The 16,579-nt window shown below is 56.0% G+C and carries 20 protein-coding genes and 1 pseudogene; 20 read left to right on the top strand and 1 reads right to left on the bottom strand.

Annotated elements, in window-relative coordinates:
• Nucleotides 1-11 precede the first annotated feature (11 nt).
• The 14 genes from VRZ32_RS07565 (at nt 12) to VRZ32_RS07630 (ending at nt 12,710) form a co-directional block, all read left to right on the top strand.
• A complete protein-coding gene (locus VRZ32_RS07565; protein WP_414525141.1) occupies nt 12-392 on the top strand; it encodes a hypothetical protein in 381 nt (126 codons plus the stop codon).
• Nucleotides 389-1,258 (top strand): hypothetical protein, encoded by an 870-nt coding sequence (locus VRZ32_RS07570; protein ID WP_414525142.1) that lies wholly within the window; start codon nt 389-391, stop codon nt 1,256-1,258. The genes VRZ32_RS07565 and VRZ32_RS07570 overlap by 4 nt, the downstream gene beginning before the upstream one ends.
• Nucleotides 1,255-1,833, top strand: coding sequence for a phage baseplate assembly protein V (locus VRZ32_RS07575; protein ID WP_414525143.1), 579 nt, complete (start codon nt 1,255-1,257; stop codon nt 1,831-1,833). The genes VRZ32_RS07570 and VRZ32_RS07575 overlap by 4 nt, the downstream gene beginning before the upstream one ends.
• A 22-nt stretch (nt 1,834-1,855) precedes the next feature.
• On the top strand, nt 1,856-2,047 hold the full coding sequence (locus VRZ32_RS07580; RefSeq protein ID WP_414525144.1) for a hypothetical protein: 192 nt from the start codon (nt 1,856-1,858) through the stop codon (nt 2,045-2,047).
• Between the two features lie 2 nt (nt 2,048-2,049).
• Nucleotides 2,050-2,442 carry a GPW/gp25 family protein gene (locus VRZ32_RS07585; RefSeq protein ID WP_414525145.1) on the top strand — a complete coding sequence of 131 codons (393 nt, stop codon included), beginning with the start codon at nt 2,050-2,052 and terminating at the stop codon, nt 2,440-2,442.
• On the top strand, nt 2,439-3,413 hold the full coding sequence (locus VRZ32_RS07590) for a baseplate J/gp47 family protein (RefSeq protein ID WP_414525146.1): 975 nt from the start codon (nt 2,439-2,441) through the stop codon (nt 3,411-3,413). The genes VRZ32_RS07585 and VRZ32_RS07590 overlap by 4 nt, the downstream gene beginning before the upstream one ends.
• Nucleotides 3,397-4,140 carry a phage tail protein I gene (locus VRZ32_RS07595; protein ID WP_414525147.1) on the top strand — a complete coding sequence of 248 codons (744 nt, stop codon included), beginning with the start codon at nt 3,397-3,399 and terminating at the stop codon, nt 4,138-4,140. Before VRZ32_RS07590 ends, VRZ32_RS07595 begins: the two co-directional genes overlap by 17 nt.
• Nucleotides 4,141-4,157: 17 nt before the next feature.
• Entirely contained in the window at nt 4,158-5,654 is a 1,497-nt protein-coding gene (locus tag VRZ32_RS07600) for a phage tail protein (protein WP_414525148.1), read from the top strand.
• Nucleotides 5,655-5,659: 5 nt separating this feature from the next.
• The gene (locus VRZ32_RS07605) at nt 5,660-7,015 is read left to right on the top strand and encodes a glycine-rich domain-containing protein (RefSeq protein ID WP_414525149.1); all 1,356 of its coding nucleotides are present in this window, start codon (nt 5,660-5,662) and stop codon (nt 7,013-7,015) included.
• 9 nt (nt 7,016-7,024) lie between these two features.
• The gene (locus VRZ32_RS07610; protein WP_414525150.1) at nt 7,025-7,546 is read left to right on the top strand and encodes a hypothetical protein; all 522 of its coding nucleotides are present in this window, start codon (nt 7,025-7,027) and stop codon (nt 7,544-7,546) included.
• A gap of 66 nt (nt 7,547-7,612) precedes the next feature.
• The gene (locus VRZ32_RS07615; RefSeq protein WP_414525151.1) at nt 7,613-9,277 is read left to right on the top strand and encodes a phage tail sheath subtilisin-like domain-containing protein; all 1,665 of its coding nucleotides are present in this window, start codon (nt 7,613-7,615) and stop codon (nt 9,275-9,277) included.
• A 19-nt stretch (nt 9,278-9,296) separates the two neighbouring features.
• Nucleotides 9,297-9,806, top strand: a complete 510-nt coding sequence (locus VRZ32_RS07620) for a phage major tail tube protein (RefSeq protein ID WP_414525152.1) — start codon at nt 9,297-9,299, stop codon at nt 9,804-9,806.
• A 63-nt stretch (nt 9,807-9,869) separates the two neighbouring features.
• Nucleotides 9,870-10,181 carry a phage tail assembly protein gene (locus VRZ32_RS07625; RefSeq protein ID WP_414525153.1) on the top strand — a complete coding sequence of 104 codons (312 nt, stop codon included), beginning with the start codon at nt 9,870-9,872 and terminating at the stop codon, nt 10,179-10,181.
• Nucleotides 10,182-10,313: 132 nt separating this feature from the next.
• Nucleotides 10,314-12,710, top strand: coding sequence for a phage tail tape measure protein (locus tag VRZ32_RS07630; RefSeq protein WP_414525154.1), 2,397 nt, complete (start codon nt 10,314-10,316; stop codon nt 12,708-12,710).
• Here the strand turns inward: VRZ32_RS07630 and VRZ32_RS07635 are convergent.
• Nucleotides 12,701-12,985, bottom strand: a complete 285-nt coding sequence (locus tag VRZ32_RS07635; RefSeq protein ID WP_414525155.1) for a hypothetical protein — start codon at nt 12,983-12,985, stop codon at nt 12,701-12,703. The genes VRZ32_RS07630 and VRZ32_RS07635 overlap by 10 nt on opposite strands.
• A gap of 54 nt (nt 12,986-13,039) precedes the next feature.
• On the opposite strand from VRZ32_RS07635, the gene VRZ32_RS07640 reads away from it, so the two are divergent.
• The 6 genes and pseudogenes from VRZ32_RS07640 to VRZ32_RS07665 all read left to right on the top strand — a co-directional run bounded on the left by VRZ32_RS07640 (nt 13,040) and on the right by VRZ32_RS07665 (nt 16,571).
• Entirely contained in the window at nt 13,040-13,477 is a 438-nt protein-coding gene (locus VRZ32_RS07640) for a phage tail protein (RefSeq protein ID WP_414525156.1), read from the top strand.
• Nucleotides 13,477-13,689, top strand: coding sequence for a tail protein X (locus tag VRZ32_RS07645; protein ID WP_414525157.1), 213 nt, complete (start codon nt 13,477-13,479; stop codon nt 13,687-13,689). The genes VRZ32_RS07640 and VRZ32_RS07645 overlap by 1 nt, the downstream gene beginning before the upstream one ends.
• 4 nt (nt 13,690-13,693) lie before the next feature.
• Nucleotides 13,694-14,767 (top strand): phage late control D family protein, encoded by a 1,074-nt coding sequence (locus VRZ32_RS07650; RefSeq protein ID WP_414525158.1) that lies wholly within the window; start codon nt 13,694-13,696, stop codon nt 14,765-14,767.
• A gap of 64 nt (nt 14,768-14,831) precedes the next feature.
• The gene (locus VRZ32_RS07655; RefSeq protein WP_414525159.1) at nt 14,832-15,689 is read left to right on the top strand and encodes a DNA adenine methylase; all 858 of its coding nucleotides are present in this window, start codon (nt 14,832-14,834) and stop codon (nt 15,687-15,689) included.
• 70 nt (nt 15,690-15,759) lie between these two features.
• Nucleotides 15,760-16,200, top strand: a pseudogene (locus VRZ32_RS07660) (lysozyme); the annotation flags it as partial.
• A 32-nt stretch (nt 16,201-16,232) separates the two neighbouring features.
• Nucleotides 16,233-16,571: a hypothetical protein gene (locus tag VRZ32_RS07665; RefSeq protein ID WP_414525160.1), complete on the top strand. Its 339-nt coding sequence runs from the start codon at nt 16,233-16,235 to the stop codon at nt 16,569-16,571.
• Nucleotides 16,572-16,579 lie beyond the last annotated feature (8 nt).

Consider the following 16,579-nt stretch of genomic DNA (forward strand, 5'->3'; position numbering starts at 1 on the left):
TGGTATGAACCATGAAGCCCGCGCGCTTCCACGACATCCGCGACAAAGTGCTCGTGGGTGTCAACCATGTCTTTGCCGAGCCGGTTCGGCTCACCTTTTTTGAAGGCAAGAAGCCCGATCCATCCCGGCTGCAGATCGAGATAGAGGCCGTTCTGCGCACAGGTGGCGGAACGGTTTCAAATGTCTCAGGCGGACAATCGCAAAGCTGGCGCACACGCATCACGGCCCAGAAGGCTGAGCTGCACATCAATCGCGCCACCTACACCGGGCCGGCTATCCAGCAGGGCGATATCGTGCGAGCGCTTTCACGACCGGGCGAACCGCGCTTTGAAGTTCTGCACGTTGATGATCGCGGCCATTCACGGCTTGTAATCGAATTGGGGGAAGCATGAGCCTTGTCCGCATAGCGCTTCGCATCGCTGCCGTGCAGGCGCTGCGGGGGCGAACACTCGTTGGCGATAACGTGCTCGATAGCCAGATTGGTGCGCTTGATATGGCAGCTGATGGTTCGCTGAGTACCGATCAGAAAAAGCCATGGATTGCGGTCTACACAGACGCATCAAGCACGAAAGACAGCTTGACGGATGTTACGTTGCGGGCGCTTGCACCAAATGGTGCTACACAGATCCTCATTGAAACAGGACTGACTGCTGCTCATGTGGTGGTTGATCCGGAGACAGAAGAAAGCACTGTCTATACGGGCATCCCTGATACGGACGATGCCTTCGAGCTGCATGCCGATATCGTTGCCCGCCAGATTGCGGATGTTCTGACCGATCCGGATAATGGCTGGGCAGAAATCGTTCGCAGGTTCATCCTGACGTTTCGTTCAGTAGAGCGCCTGCGCACCAGTGGTGATCAGAACGGCACAAGACTGGCTGCGCAGCAAATCAGGATCACGGCCGATCTGGTGGTCGATCCGCTGCGGGGCGAGCCGCTAAAAGACGGATCGCCCATGAAGGCGTTTTTCGATAAATGCGAAGCTGATCTGCGGGTGCCAAATCCCGCTTATCCAGATGAGAGTAATGAGCCAACCACTGTTGATCCTGTTATCGCCTCGACCTTGGCGTTGATGCGTGTCCAGATCGAAACTGATGCCACGCCTTATGACTGGCAGACAGCTCAATGTCGGTTTGGTTTCACGCGCCCGGAAGCAGATGCGCTTCTGCTTACTTCTCCAACGGGCGTGCCAGGTGATGCAAGGATCACTGATATTACAGCACCAGATGCGTATTCTGATAAAGGATCTCAGATATGAGCGATCTGGCGGCGCATTTTGCGAGGCTCAATTATCGCATAGCCGAGCTTGAGCGCCGCGACCGCAACCGTTCGCGCATAGGCACTGTGAAAGAGGTTGATGCAGTCAAAGGGAAAGCTCGTGTTGAGCTGGCAAACGGCTTTGTGTCTGATTGGATACCCTGGCAGGAACAAGCCGCAGGATCTGCCAGGACGCACTTTCCGCTTTCAACGGGTCAGCAGGTGCGTGTCCGCTCGCAGAACGGCGATCTGACTGATGCAGAGATCGAGGCATCCCTGCCATCAGATACCATCACACGTCCTTCACAGAAGGGCGATGAGTATGTGCTTATTGATGTGGGTGATACCCGTATTGTTGTCAGCGACGGAGGTGCAACCGTTTCCATCACGGCTGGTGACAGCAAACTTACAATAACAGACGGCACCATGACGCTTGAAGCTGCCGAGATCACGCTTAAAGGCATAGTCAAGCTCGAGGGCGCATCCGTCACGCATAATAACGCAAACATTGGTGACACGCATATCCACGGCGGTGTCATGTCCGGGCCTGCAACAACAGACGTTCCGGCAAACTAATTCCTTGAATATGGAGGGCATTATGCCGCTTTACGAAGTCAGGAAAACCGGCTGGCTGGCCGGAACGTATCGTTATGCCGGTGGCAAGGTTGAGCTCACCGAGGATAAGGCGAGGTACTTTCTGCCGCCTCATGATGATCGCCTCGCACCCGTGCTGCCAGAGGTGTTGCTAACGCCTAAAAGCGTTTCAAAGCCCATATCCAAGAAAGATTAATCGTGCCGAATTCTGTCGGCTTTGACCGTGAGACAGGTGCAATCATTACCGATTGGGATCATGTCAGTCAGTCAATCGGTCTGAGCCTGACTACGCCTCGGTTCACACGGGTAATGCGCCGCCTGTTTGGTTCTGATCTAATGGGCATGATCGATGCTCCCATGAACAGCCAGAATATGCTGCTCGTCATCCGTGCCGTTGCCGAGGCACTCCAGCCGCGCCTGATCGAGGGGCGTCAGTATGGTGAGCCACGGTTCAGGCTGGAGAAGGTGCAGGTTAATACGGCTGAGGCTTCCGCGCGGTTGACGATCACGGTTCGCGGGCAGTATCTGCCGCGTGGACATTTGGGTGATACGACACCAGCAGGTGTCCGAGGGGCAGAGGTCAGGTTATGAGCCGTTTTGAGGATATTGATCTGGCTCGCCTTGGCGGTTTGCCTGATCTGTTTCCGGCAAATTATGAAGCTGAGGTGGATGCTATCCGCGCAAGCTTTGTTGCCCGCTGGAATGCCAAGCGTGCGATCAATTCGGCGCTTCCTGCGGCTGATACGCTATTCCTCGAAAACAACTCTACGCTCACATTGATCGAGGAATGCGCATGGCGGGTAACGCTTGCCAAACAGCAGTACAATGATGCTGTGCGTGCGGTGATGCTTGCCTCCACCTGGGGCATTTATCTTGAGCAACGTGCATCAGAGTTTGGCCTGACACGGCGAGTAATTGATCCGGGTAATCCGCAGGCGATACCGCCTGTTCCGGCTATTCTGGAAAGCGATGAGGAACTGCGCCGCCGTCGTCAGATGGCCGTTGAGGCGGTTAGCACGGCTGGTCCTTATGGAGCCTATATCTGGTGGGCACTTGAGGCGCATCCGCAGATCAAGTCAGTTGCCGTTTATGGGCCTGAGAGCGGTCTGGTTGATCCGGGCGAGGTGCTTGTTATCGTGCTTGATAAGCGCGGCGATGGGACTGCGCCACAAGCGGTTCTGGACGCGGTGAGCAGCAAGCTATCCGCTGCGACCGTACGGCCATTGACGGATCGGCCCGTATATGTCGAGGCGGCAGAAGTCATCGCTTATGATGTCTCGGTCAAACTGACAGTGCTGCCGGGGCCGGATAATGAACTTGTCCGTCAACGGGCTTTGGCACGGGTGACGGCCCATGTCACGGATCGGCATAAGGCTGGTGCAACTGTGACCGTATCGGGCATTGCGGCTGCAGCCAGCATTGTCGATGAACGGGGAAAAGCGCTGATTGAAATGGTCGAGGTGCTGTTACCTGCTGCCAATATCGTGCCCGGCCCCAAGGAGGCTGCCTTCGCGCAATCGATCACCGTCACCACGGATGTGCTCAATGACCTTGTCCTATGATGACGGTAGCACGGTCGTTCAGCTTGTCATTGGCGGAATTCCGGTCACGGTTGGTGGTCGCGCAATCGGGTTTGGTCGCAGGCCATGGGATGGTCGTCGGCAGCGCTCATTATTGCCTGATCCAAGTGAATATGAGCATGCACTTTCAGAAGCATTTGCTGCAGCCTTTGCAAAGCTACCTGATGCATGGAGCATTCCTGATGTTCTGAGTTGGGAGCGTTGCCCGGCTGTATTGCTTCCATGGCTCGCCTGGGAGTGGTCAGTTGATGAATGGCAGCGTGATTGGCCTGAAGAGACACAGCGTGCGGTGATTGCTGCATCGTGGGGCTTCCATGCCGTCAAGGGCAGTGCAGGCGCCATGCAGATCGCCATAGGTGCGCTTGGCTATGGAATAGAGGTCACGGAATGGTGGCAGACTGTTCCGCCCCGTGAGCCCTATACTTATCGTTACAAACTGACCTCGCCATTTGGTCGCCCATGGACGGACAGCGAAGTCAAAAGCATTGAGCGGATCTCGCTTCGGGCCAAGAACGTGCGTTCATGGCTTGAGGCGGTTGAGATGCATGTTTCCGGGGCTAACGTTCCCGTCAATTGTGGCGCTGTTGTGCGCTCGCATATCCGCGTATCGCCCGTCACCGATCCCGTTACCCAACTTGGTGCGCGTGCTTCGCTCTTTGCAGGCGTTGCAGTTCGTAGCCGCATGCGCGTTGTAATTACTGTTCAATAAAAATCACAGGACTAACCATGGCTGCTAATGATTACCTGGGCGTGTTGACGCTTGCCGGGCAGCAGAAACTCGCCGCTGCGATTGGCGGAACGCCGCTGGTTTTGCAAACGATCCGGGTGGGCGATGGCAACGGGGCCGAGATCACGCCTAATGAGACTATGCTTGATCTGGTGCATCGTGTCGGCAATACCTACGGGGTAGTGTCAAGCGGGCGCGATCCGGTCAATCTGCAGATGTGGCGGGTAACTGCTGTCATTCCTGAGACAGAGGGGCCGTTCAACATCCGTGAGATCGGTGTGTTTGATGCGGATGGTGATCTGATTGCCATCGCTCGTCATCCGCTGGTGGAGAAGCGCGCACCGGGGCAAGGTGCGGCTGTGGAGCTGACCACGGATATCGTGTTTCCGGTCTCATCCACGGCGCAGATCACAGTGAACTTCTTGCCAGATTCTGGCGTGGATATTGCCCGCCTCATGCGCCCACCATTTATAGCGGTCAACAGCGCGACAGTGAGGACGCCACCAGCAATACCGGTACAGGGTGATCTTTATCTGGTGCCTGCTGCGCCAACCGGGGCATGGTCTGGTTCGGTCGGTAAATTGATGATGTGGAACGGCATCGTATGGCGCATGGCAACTGCGTCCACTGGTTCAGTTGTCTGCGCCTCTGATACAGGAATCTACTGGCGCAAGACCACATCCGGCTGGGCAGAATGGCATGCCACAACAGATGACAGGGGACTGGTTGAACTTGCCACCAATGCCGAGGTGCAGGCAGGCACCGATGCAATACGGGCTGTAACACCAGCCAGTCTATCCGCCCGAACAGCAACCATTGACCGGACAGGTCTTGTTGAGCTTGCAACCACATCCGAAGCTATAGCTGGAAGCGATACAACACGCGCCGTGACACCATCCGGCCTTGCCGCAGCCCTTCTCGCCATTCCCGAAGGCCTCCATGTGATGACATCATATGGTGTCTTCACCGTGCCCGCAGGCGTGACAAAAATTGATGTTGCGATCTGGGGCGGCGGTGGTGGCGGTGGTAGCACCGGCATGGGTGGTTCGTCTGGCGGCGCTGGAGGTGGTGGCTATGCTCGCAAGCTGATTGCTGTTACGCCGGGCCAGCAGTTTACGGGCGTTGTCGGAGCAGGTGGTGCAGCTGGCGCACTCGGCGGTGGCGGCGGAACCGGCGGAAATACATCCTTCGGTTCCATGACCGCTTACGGCGGCAGTGGTGGTAGGCCAAATCCTTCCGGCGATGGTGGACAAGGTGGCAGCGCGGCAGGTGGCGATATCAATGCCCGTGGCGGTGATGGTTCATCTGGAGCAGCCGGTTCTGATGTGACGGGCGGTGCCGGAGGCGGTTCACCCTTCGGAGGTCCCGGCGGCGGAGCTGGGCATGGCATATCTGCCGGAGGCGCAATACCCGGCGGTGGCGGTGCAGGTGGTGGTAGTTCCTACAGCTCATCCGGCGGCGCAGGCGCTTCCGGGTTGATCATCATCAGATGGTGAGCGTGATGACAAATAATAATGCACTTGATCTGGCTTCCCGGAGTGATGTGCCCTTGCGGGAAGGTTTGCATGGCGATGAGCTGTTGCCCGCGATTGATGGAGCAGAGCTTATTGCTGTCCCGCTGTCGGCTCTTGTCGCAGCCGCTACGCCAAAACCATTGCCGCCTCCCACGTGGGAGGATATGGCAGACAAGCCGGACGCATTTCTGCCAATTGAGCATCAGCATGCAATTGCGGATGTTGTCGGACTGGATGATGCTCTGGATGCGAAGGCTGCTGCATCGACTGTTGCAGCCATCGCCGAGGATCTGTCTGATCTGGCGGGGAGTGTCATTGGGCTGGCCGAAGATGTATCAGATCTTGAACTGGCGGTGGCGGATAAGGCACCGCTTGCATCTCCTGTACTGACAGGCATTCCGGAAGCGCCCACCGCTGAAGCAGGAACCAGCACAGAGCAAATTGCAACAACGGCATTCGTTGCAACCACAATTGCCGCAATACCCTCCGATGATATTGCATGGCCTGATATCACCGATAAGCCAGCAGACTTTCCGCCTGCCGAGCATACACATGCTCTTGAAGATGTGGCGGGTCTCATCGCTGCATTAGGCGACAAGGCCTTAGCCGTTGATCTTGCATCGCTGGAGCTGGCAATCGATGACAAGGCACCGCTCGCATCCCCTGCTTTTACCGGCTCGCCAACAGCGCCCACTGCAAGCACTGGCACGAACACGACGCAGATTGCGACCACGGCTTTCACCAATGCAGCGATAGCAGCGCGGCCTCAAGCCGGATTGCACATCGTGACCGCATCTGGAAACTTCACGGTGCCATCCGGTGTCAGTTACATCGATGTTCAATTGTGGGGCGCTGGAGGTGGGGGAGGCGGTGTTGGTACCGTTGGCCAATCTGCGGGTGGCGGCGGAGGAGGAGGTTACTGTCGTGCCAGACTCGCGGTCACACCGGGACAGGTAATAGCGGCCACGGTGGGCGCAGGAGGCTACAGCAACCCAGGTGGCGGAGGGGCAAATGGCGGCAACACGACATTCGGCGCTCTGGTTGCCAACGGTGGTGGTGGAGGCGGATCCAATCCGGTCGGCAGCGGTGGAGCTGGCGGATCCGCGACAGGCGGCAGTATCAACATAAGTGGCGGTTATGGCGGGTCGGGATCAGGAAACATCTCAGGCGGTGCCCATGGCGGCAATGGTGGAAGCGCTGCATTCGGAGGTGCTGGCGCGGCTGTCACCACTTACACGGGCGGCCCCGGCCAGTCTCCGGGTGGCGGCGGATCAGGCGGAGGAGGTGGCAACACCAACGCCGGAGGAAGCGGTGCCCAGGGCATGATTATCATTCGTTATTGAGGACAGGCGATGTCAATTGCAGCAATTGTTGAACATAGAAAAGTAACCAATATCATCCTGCTTGAGAGCATTGAGGATGCCGCGCTGTTTAACGCAATCCCATGCGATGAAGGTGTCTCCATTGGCTGGAGTTACAGCGAGGGTGTTTTCACACCTCCGGCATTGCCGCCGGTGGATCTTGATGCTCTGAAGGTCGCGCTGAAGGCTGCCGTTGATGCAGCAGCAGAGGTTGAGCGGCACAGATACATTACCTCCGGCAGCGGACAGGCCATGACCTATCAGGCCAAAGCTGCGGAAGCGCAGCGCTATGCCGAAACTGATGGTGCAGGTGAATATCCATTCCTATCCATGGAAGTCGGGATTACAGGAGCCACGCTTGCTGATGTCGCAGCGGTTGTCCTGATTATGCATAACCAATGGCAGGCCATTGGAGGCCAAGTCGAACAGGCGCGCCTGTTTGCCAAGGCGCAGATCGATGCGGCCTCAGATGAAGCAACGGCACGGGCGGTAGTGCCCGTTTGGCCATCCTGATCAACAAAATCACAGGTTCCAATTTGCACCCGCCTCGGCGGGTATTTTTATGTCTGGAGGCCATCAATGGCAGATATATCCTTTCACCATGGCACGCGCGTATCCGAGAGCGGAGAAAACCCGGTTCTGATCAGAACTGACCAATCAGCGGTTATCTTTCTTATCGGCACTGCACCCGATGCTGATCCCGCACAATGGCCGGAAGGTGAGACTGTCCTGCTCAAGGGGAGTCCGGCGAAAGCCCGCACGCTTGGCAATACCGGCACCCTGAAAGCCGCTGTCGATGACATCTTCGATCAGCATGGGCCATTGGTGTTTATGCACCGTGTTGGCGAAGGTGTCGATGCGGCTGATACGCTGTCGCGTATTGTCGGTGATAGCACTGCCATGACTGGCGTTCATGCGGCGCTTGCCTGCGAAAGCAGGTTCGGGCTGAAGCCTCGCATTCTGATCGCGCCAGGCTTTACAGCTTCCACGCCAGTTGATGGCATTGCCAGCATCAATGTTACCAGCCAGGGCGTGGGTTATACCTCAGCACCCACAGTGACGATCACGGGTCAAGGTGGAACGGGTGCAACCGCTACCGCGACATTGGCCTCTGATACAGTGGCAACTGTGGCTGTCTCGGTAGGTGGTTCCGGCTACAAGACTGCGCCAACAGTGACGTTCACTGGTGATGGCGCAGGCGCGCAGGCTGTGGCAACGGTTGTCGGCGGTGTCGTCACGGCCGTGACCATCACTGAAGGTGGGTCGGGCTACACATCTGCACCTACCATTGTCTTTAGCGGCGGAGGCGGAACGGGTGCTGTTGCCGAGGCTCTTGTCGCAGATGGCAAGATCACCGGCTTCATCATCCGCAAGCCCGGCTTTGGCTACGTCAATCCAACTGTCGCCATTTCAGGCGGTGCAGGTAGCGGTGCTACTGCAACAGCGAATGCAGGCACAACCATCAATCCGGTAGTGGCCGAGTTGATGGGCGTGACGGAAAAGCTGCGCGCTGTTGCCTTTGTCGATGGGCCGGATACAATGGATGAAGCCGCAGTGGCCTATCGCAGTCTGATCAACAGCCAGCGCATCTATATCGTCGATCCAAAAGTGCAGGTCTGGGATACGGTCGCCAATGCCAATGTGCCGCGTCCTGCATCAGCACGCTTTGCTGGAGTGCAGTGCCGAGTGGATCGGCAATTCGGGTTCTGGTGGTCGTTGTCCAATAAGCCAATCAACGGCATCACTGGCATCACCCGTCCCGTCACCTATGGCGAGCAGGCGAACTACCTCAACGAGAGGGCTGTTGCCACCATCATCAACCTGAACGGCGAGGGCTATCGCACCTGGGGCAACCGCGTCGCAACGGGCGATGATCTGTGGCAGTTCCTGTCGGTGCGCCGCACAGCGGACTTCATCAATGAAGCGATTGAGCGTGCTTATCTCGACTTCGTGGATCGGCCATTCTCGATGGCAAACCTCAAGCTCCTGATCGAGAGCGGCAATGCCTTCCTCAAGATGCTTCAGGCTGAAGGCGCGATCCTCGGCGGTCGTGTCTGGCTTGATCCAGAGCGTAACACCAATGAGACCATGGCGCAGGGACGCATAACGCTGGGCGTGGCTTTTGAGCCTCCCGCACCCATGGAAGACATCCGCATTATCGCGCATCGCGACATCACCTACTACGCCGTTCTGCGCGACCGGGTGCTGGCTGAAACCAGTGACGGCGTTCTGAGCGCAGCTTGATAGATCAGGAGAAAGTAACATGGCATCTGAACAGCCACGCCTTATTCTACGCAACGCCACGATCTTCGTGGATCGCATCTCCCGTGTCGGTCAGGCGCGGGAAGTGACCTTGCCGACACCCGAGGTCACAGTCGAGGAATTCCGCAACGCGGGTATGATCAAGGCTCGTGACGTAAACCTCGGCTATTCCAAGCTTGAAGCCTCATTCGTTGAAACCGCCTTTGATCCGGCTGTAATCGGCCTGTTTGGCTTGGCACCAGGTGTAGTGAAGGACTTTCTCGTTACGGGTGCGCTCGTTGATGAGGATGGCACCACGACAAGCGCTATCTCTTATCTGCGCGGGTTCCTGCGCCAGTTTGATCCTGGTGCATGGGAAGCAGGCTCAAAGGCTGAAACCACGTTCAATCTGTCGGTGCATGAGTTCAAGCTGGAGATCGGCGGGCGCTCTATCATCGAGATGGATGACTTCGATATCAAGGTGAATGGCGTCAGCCAGTATCAGAGCATTCGCAACGCGCTTCTTCTCTAATCATTAAATCTGCAACCGCTGTCAGTGCTCGCCTCGTGCGGGCTTTTTCATTTGGAGCTTATGATGTCCGATACAATTACGATGCAGCTTGGTTTGCCTGTCGAATATCAGGGCAAGACCTATACCAGCCTGACATTCCGCAAACTCAAGGCCAAAGACCTCGTTGCATCTGATCTGGTGGATGGCGAGATGCGCAAGAGCATAACCATCTTCGCCTCCGTTGCGGGTGTGCCAATGGGTGTCATTGAAGAGCTGGATCTTGATGACTTTGAAAAGATCGGCGAGGAAATCCGTCCGCTCATGGGAAAGTTGGGGAGCCGTCTGGCTGGACAGACGGCAGACGCAAACGAGGCTATCCCCACATCGATGCGGTAGCCGCTCTGGCGCGCCATCTGCACACCTCAATCGATCAGATCGAGGATATGGAGATCGGTCGATTTGACGCCTACCTCGCATCAGCCAGCCGTATCCTGAAAGCCGAAAGCGGCGCTTCATAAGAGATCAAACATGGCCGTTCTTACTTCCAAGCTGATCGTCTCGCTGATTGATCAGGTTACCGGCCCCATGCGCGGCGTGAATGCCGCGCTGAAAGGTGTTCAGGATCGCATCAAAGCGAACAATGCCCAGATGGATGCCATGCGCGGGCGCATGGTGGAAGCAGCTGCGGTTGGCTATGCGCTGGCACGCGCGATCTCGGCACCGGTCAAAGCGGCGATGGAATTTGAATCCGCCATGGCCGATGTCAAGAAGGTAGTGGACTTCGATACGCCTGCCGAATTCAAGCAGTTCTCCAAGGATGTGACGGACATGTCCGAGCGCATCCCGATGGCGTCAAAAGAGCTGACACAGATCGTTGCAGCTGCGGGTCAATCGGGCATTCCGAAAGATCAGTTGATCGAGTTCACGGAAATGGCGGCAAAGGTTGGTGTGGCTTTTGATGTCAGCGCAAGCGAGGCGGGCGAGTCTCTTGCCAAAATGATGACGGGTCTCAACCTGTCGATCGCAGGTGTGTCTGCGCTTTCAGACAGCATGAACCATCTGTCGAACAATGGGCCAGCAGCTGCGAAAGATGTCCTCGATATTGTTCGCCGCGTAGGTGCGCAGGGCAAGCAGTTCGGGTTTACGGCCACACAGGTTGCAGCCTTCGGTGCGGCCATGGTTGGTGCAGGTGCGCAGTCGGATGTTGCTGCCACCTCGTTCAACAACATGGGTCGGGCGCTCGTTAAAGGCGGTAACGCCACCAAAGCTCAACGACAGGCATTAGGTGCTTTGGGAATTGATAGCGTCAAGCTGGCGAAGGCCATGCAAAAGGATGCTGTCAAATCCACAATAACGGTGCTTGAGCGCATCAATAAACTGCCCGCGCATATGCGTGCATCAGTCACTTCCCAGCTCTTCGGTGATGAGGCGCGTGCGCTTGGGCCAATCATCACTAATCTCGATTTGCTCAAGAAGAACCTTGGGCTTGTTGAGAATGAAATAGACTATCTGGGATCGGCCGAGAAAGAATATCAGGCGCGTTCTGCAACAACAGAAAACGGCCTGCAGCTTCTGACCAACACCTTTGGCAACTTAAGCAAAGCTATCGGCGATGCGCTGCTGCCGATTATCGATGATACGGCAGCAGGTCTGATGCCCCTCATTCATCAGGTGCGTGAGTTTGTAGAAGCCAATGGCAAGCTCGTTCGCAATGTGGTTCTGGCCGTTGGTGGGCTAGTCGCCTTCCGTGTGGCAGCGATAGCAGCGCAGTGGGGGTTGTTGTTCCTCAAGGGTGGTTTTCTGCAGATTGCTTCGATCGGTCTCATGTCAGCACGTGGTATCCTGGCTGCTGGTGGGGCTGTTGCCTCACTTGGACGCATGCTGCTTGCTATAACATTTGGCCCGTTTATCGCCGGTTTCCGGGGACTTGCTCTGGCAGCCGCTTCATTTAGCTGGATTGTATCAGGGCTTGGTACAGGTACGGCACTTTCGATGTTTGGCCGCAGCCTGCTGGCGCTGTTGAATCCGATGGCATTGGTGCGTGGGGCCTTTATCGCAATGCGGGTTGCGCTGATCTCAACCGGTATCGGTGCAATTGCTGTGGCTGTCGCTATGGCAGGTGTATGGATTTACAATAACTGGTCAGGACTGGTGGCCTTCTTTGAAGGTTTTGGCTCTGGACTGAAGGCAGCCCTTGCTTCCGTCATGCCAGCGATCCAGCCGGTTCTCGATGGTGTGTCATGGCTATGGGAAAAGATCTCTGCGCTAACCGGTGAAGTGCAGTCCAACGGCGATGAATGGCGCAGCTGGGGTGAAACCATTGGCACCATTGTTGGTGTTGCGATCATGAGTGTGATCGAGAAATTCCAGGCGCTTGTTGGCTGGATCGGCAAGGCGTGGGAAGGTGCCAAGGGTATTGGCAGCGCAGTCGGTTCATGGTTTGGCGGATCTGGGCAGGCAGCTGCTGTGCCTGGTGTCACACCACAGGGCGAGCAGGCTATCAATGGCGCTCGTGCAAGTGGTGGCCCTGTTGCATCAGGCGGCACTTACCTTGTCGGTGAACGTGGGCCGGAACTGTTCGCACCAAAGCGGGATGGGTTCATCCTGCCGGCCAACATCACCCGCTTGCTCAAAACCACTGCAGCATTGGGGGCTGCAGCTTATGCAGTGCCTGCTGCTGCAACACCCAACCTTGGTGCCTATACGATGCCTGAACCTACCGTTCAGGCGATTATGCAACAAGGTTATCAAGCGCCTGCTGCCGGGGCGGTATCGCACCAGTCAACAAGGCCACCTGTCAATCAGACAAACCACATCCAGATCACGATCTCAGGTGCAAACGGCATCGATCCAGAAGCCATCGCCCGCGAGATTAGCAGCAAGGTCTCACACAGGCTGGAAGGTGCGTTGTTTGATTATGATTGATGTCGATGAAGGATATGCCATTCGACAAGCCGGGTAATATCCTCACGATCAAGCGTTATGTCTGCTTTAGACGATCGTATATTTACAATATACGAACTGTATTGATCGCGTGTATTGGCAATTGCTTCAAGAGCTTCGGTCAGTAATTGGTATGTTTCTTGCCTCTGCCATTTAGCTGGCTCTGGAACAATAGGAACATTTAAGAATCCAACAAACACTTCCGAGTGATTGTGTTCAACAATGAACTTCTCAGGATCTGAGCCAATATTATTCATTTCCACCTCTCTTTTTAAAAAAGACGATGCAGCTTCAACTAGGAATTATATCGCATGTCCGGGCCTGTCACAATGTCGCTTGGGCCATATGCTTTTGAAGCGCACGGCTTTGGCTATACCGATGTAACCCGCAGCCTTACAACCTCATGGTCATCCGTCGATGTGGTGGATCGGATGGAGGTGCTGCAATGGACTGGCCCCAAGAGCGAGACTGTCTCCATCAAGGGCGTGCTGTTTCCGGCAGAATTCGGCGGGGAGGATAACCTCGAAGGTATCCGCGCAGCTGCACAAAAGGGCGAGCCGTTGATGCTGGTCTCACTCAATGGTGGGGTATTTGGCGAATTCGTGATCGAGAGTGTGAACGAAGAGCGCGCCTTTATCGATCCGCGAGGCACGCCATGCAAGAACGCCTGGAGCATAGAGCTGAAACGCTTTGAGCAAGCGGGTAGCGGGCAATCTGGCGGGGCCTCTCAATCCATAGGGTTCTTCTGATGGCTGCAACAATCACCACCATCGATGGCGATATCCTCGATCTGATCTGCCACCGCTACTACGGCCAGCACAAAGGCACTGTTGAGGCCGTGCTCGCCGCTAATCCAGGATTGGCAGCAATTCCGCAGCCATATGCTGCCGACATCGAGATCATCTTGCCAGATAGGCCAGTGACAGATCGCAATCAGCAAACAATCGCCCTTTGGGAATAGTGCTATGCATCATCCGATTGCAAGTGTGGAGGTCAATGGCCGCGAGGTAGCTGGCGCATTCTGGTCAAGACTCATCCGTCTGACCATCACGGATAAGGCTGGCAGTGAGGCTGATGGAATGAGCATTGAGCTATTAGACGGAAACCCTTTTCTGGAGATCCCTAAAACCGGCGCGAAGATACGAGCATGGCTTGGATATCAGGAAACCGGCACCCGCTACATGGGCACCTTTGTCGTGGATTCAGTTGAGCTTTCATGCCTACCTTTTGGCATGACCATCAGCGGCAAATCGGCCGATGTGCGGGCGACACTCAAGGAGCAAAAGACGCGTCACTTTGATGGCAAGACCGTCAAGGAGGTGGTCGAGACAATTGCCGCCGATCATGGGCTTGAGCCTGTCGTGTCGGACAAGGTGGCGGGGCTCAAGTACGACTGGCTAGGCCAGCTTGACGAATCCGACATGCACCTGCTGACACGCATGGCCGAGCGCCACGGAGCGATGGTGACATTCAAGGACGGCAAGCTGATCTTTGCAGAGCGCTCTGCCGGGCTTTCCGGTTCTGGTCGTTCGCTGGCAACGCTTGTCCTGCATCGCTCCGATATCATCGTCGGCACCTGCCGTGTGCGGTTTGCGGATCGCGGCAAGCATAAACGGGTCGTAGCGAAATGGCAGGACAAGGGCAAGCAACAGCGCAAGGAAGTCGAGATTGAATCCGATGCTGAAGCATCAGCCTCCTATAGCCTGCCGGAAACCTACGCCTCGGAGGATGAAGCGCTGAAAGCTGCACAAGCCAAATCGCGCGAGCAGCAGGCGGATTCTGATACGCTTGAACTCTCGGTGCTGGGTAATCCGGATCTGAAAGCAGGCCAGCCCCTGCGCCTGTCAGATGTACGACCTGGTATCGATGATCTGATCTGGACGGTTGATACCGCCACGCATGAATTCAGCAAGTCTGGCTACACTACGCGGGTGTCTGCGAAGCGCGGTGTTGAAAGCGGCCAGAGCAAGAAGAAGTTGGCCAAGTCTGGTGAGGCTGAAGTGCAGTTTCCCTACGATCCGGACCTCTCTCCGGATTGATCCAAACCTTTATCAATTCCATCCATGCCGCCCTTCGAGGCGGCATTTTTATTATGAGGCAACAATGGTTCTGAATGATATGGCTACGTTACATACCAATGCTCCAGTGGCTCCGCAGCCGGTGCGTCCGATGAGTACGCTTGCAGGATATATCGGCGGCAAAAGAGTGCTGTCCAAAGTGCTTGTGCCAATGATCAACGACATTCCGCATACACTTTATTGCGAGCCGTTCATGGGCATGGGCGGAGTGTTTTTCCGTCGGGATGCGCGGCCAAGAGTCGAGGTTGTCAATGACCTGTCAAAGGACATCGCAACTTTCTTCCGTGTGCTGCAGCGCCACTATCAGGCGTTTCTGGATGTGCTGAAATGGCAACTCACAAGCCGGTCAGAGTTCGAGCGTCTGCTGCGAACTGATCCGGATACACTGACCGATCTCGAAAGAGCAGCGCGGTTCCTCTACCTGCAAAAGCTGTCCTTCGGTGGCAAGGTCGGAGGGCGGACATTCGGAATATCCACGGGCGATCCATCAAAATTTGATGTCACACGTCTCATGCCGCTGCTTGAGGCAACGCATGAACGGTTGGCCGGTGTCTATATCGAATGCCTGCCATGGCAGAAATTCATAGACCGTTGGGATCGTGCGCACACGCTGTTTTTCCTCGATCCGCCATACTGGGGTGTCGAGGATTACTACGGCAAGAACATGTTTGAACGTGCCGAGTTTGAGGAGTTGTCGACGGTGCTGAAGAACCTCAAGGGCAATTTTATCCTGACATTGAATGACGTGCCGAAAATCCGGGAGCTGTTCGCCTGGGCCGCGATAAAGCCGGTGCAGCTGAAATACACCGCCAGCGGCCAGCCGACTGAGGCGTCAGAAGTGATCATCTCGAATGTGCCAGTGAAAGATGTGCCTGTGCAATGAGGCCGCAGATCTTATCTGGCTCATCCAACCCCGATCAATGCATATCGCCCACCCTGTGTGGGCTTTTTCTATGGAGGCTATCATGGCCCGTAAAGTCACGCCGTTTGTTATCGAAAAGCTGAAGCAATGGGAAGGATGTCGCTTGATCGCTTATCGCGATCCAGCCGGCATCTTGACCATCGGTTACGGTCATACAGGGCCAGATGTAAAGCCCGGCATGCAAATCACACAGGCGCAGGCTGACAAGTTGCTGATGGGCGATCTCGCCCGATTTGAGCGCGCAGTTGATCGGGCCGTGAAGGTGCCGCTCACGGATAACCAGTTTGGTGCGCTGGTGTCGTTCGCTTTCAATGTTGGTGCGGCTGCATTTAATAAATCCACACTGCTGAAAAAGCTCAACCAAGGCAATTACCTCGCTGTGCCAGTCGAGCTTTCGCGCTGGAACAAGGTGGGTAGCAAGGTACTAGCTGGACTGGTTAACCGTCGCGCAGCTGAGGTGGGCCTTTGGGCAACAAGCATCCAATACGCAGAAGGGCAGTGCGAATGAGTGAATTTCACAATAGCCAAGAGATTACAGCCTTTGGCGTGAAACTGGTGCATCTGATTGCCGGTGTTGCAGGAGGTGTTGTCCGCTCGCTTGTAGTTGGCCGTTATGGAGCCATCACAGCGACAAGCGCTGTCATCGTTGGCGGGCTGACAGCTGGATACGGCACGCCTGCAGTCACCTCGATCCTGTGTAAGTGGCTATCTAGTATAGGGTATCATGCTACGGGGCTTGAGGGCGCAGTTGGATTTATGTTGGGGCTTTGTGGGATGACGTTTGCTGAGGCCGCAATACTTCGAATGCGAATGTATAAGAAATGGCTGTCTTCTGGGGAATAGTGTCTTCA

This window comes from Pseudochelatococcus sp. G4_1912, from assembly GCF_047501465.1.
Lineage (GTDB): Bacteria > Pseudomonadota > Alphaproteobacteria > Rhizobiales > Beijerinckiaceae > Pseudochelatococcus.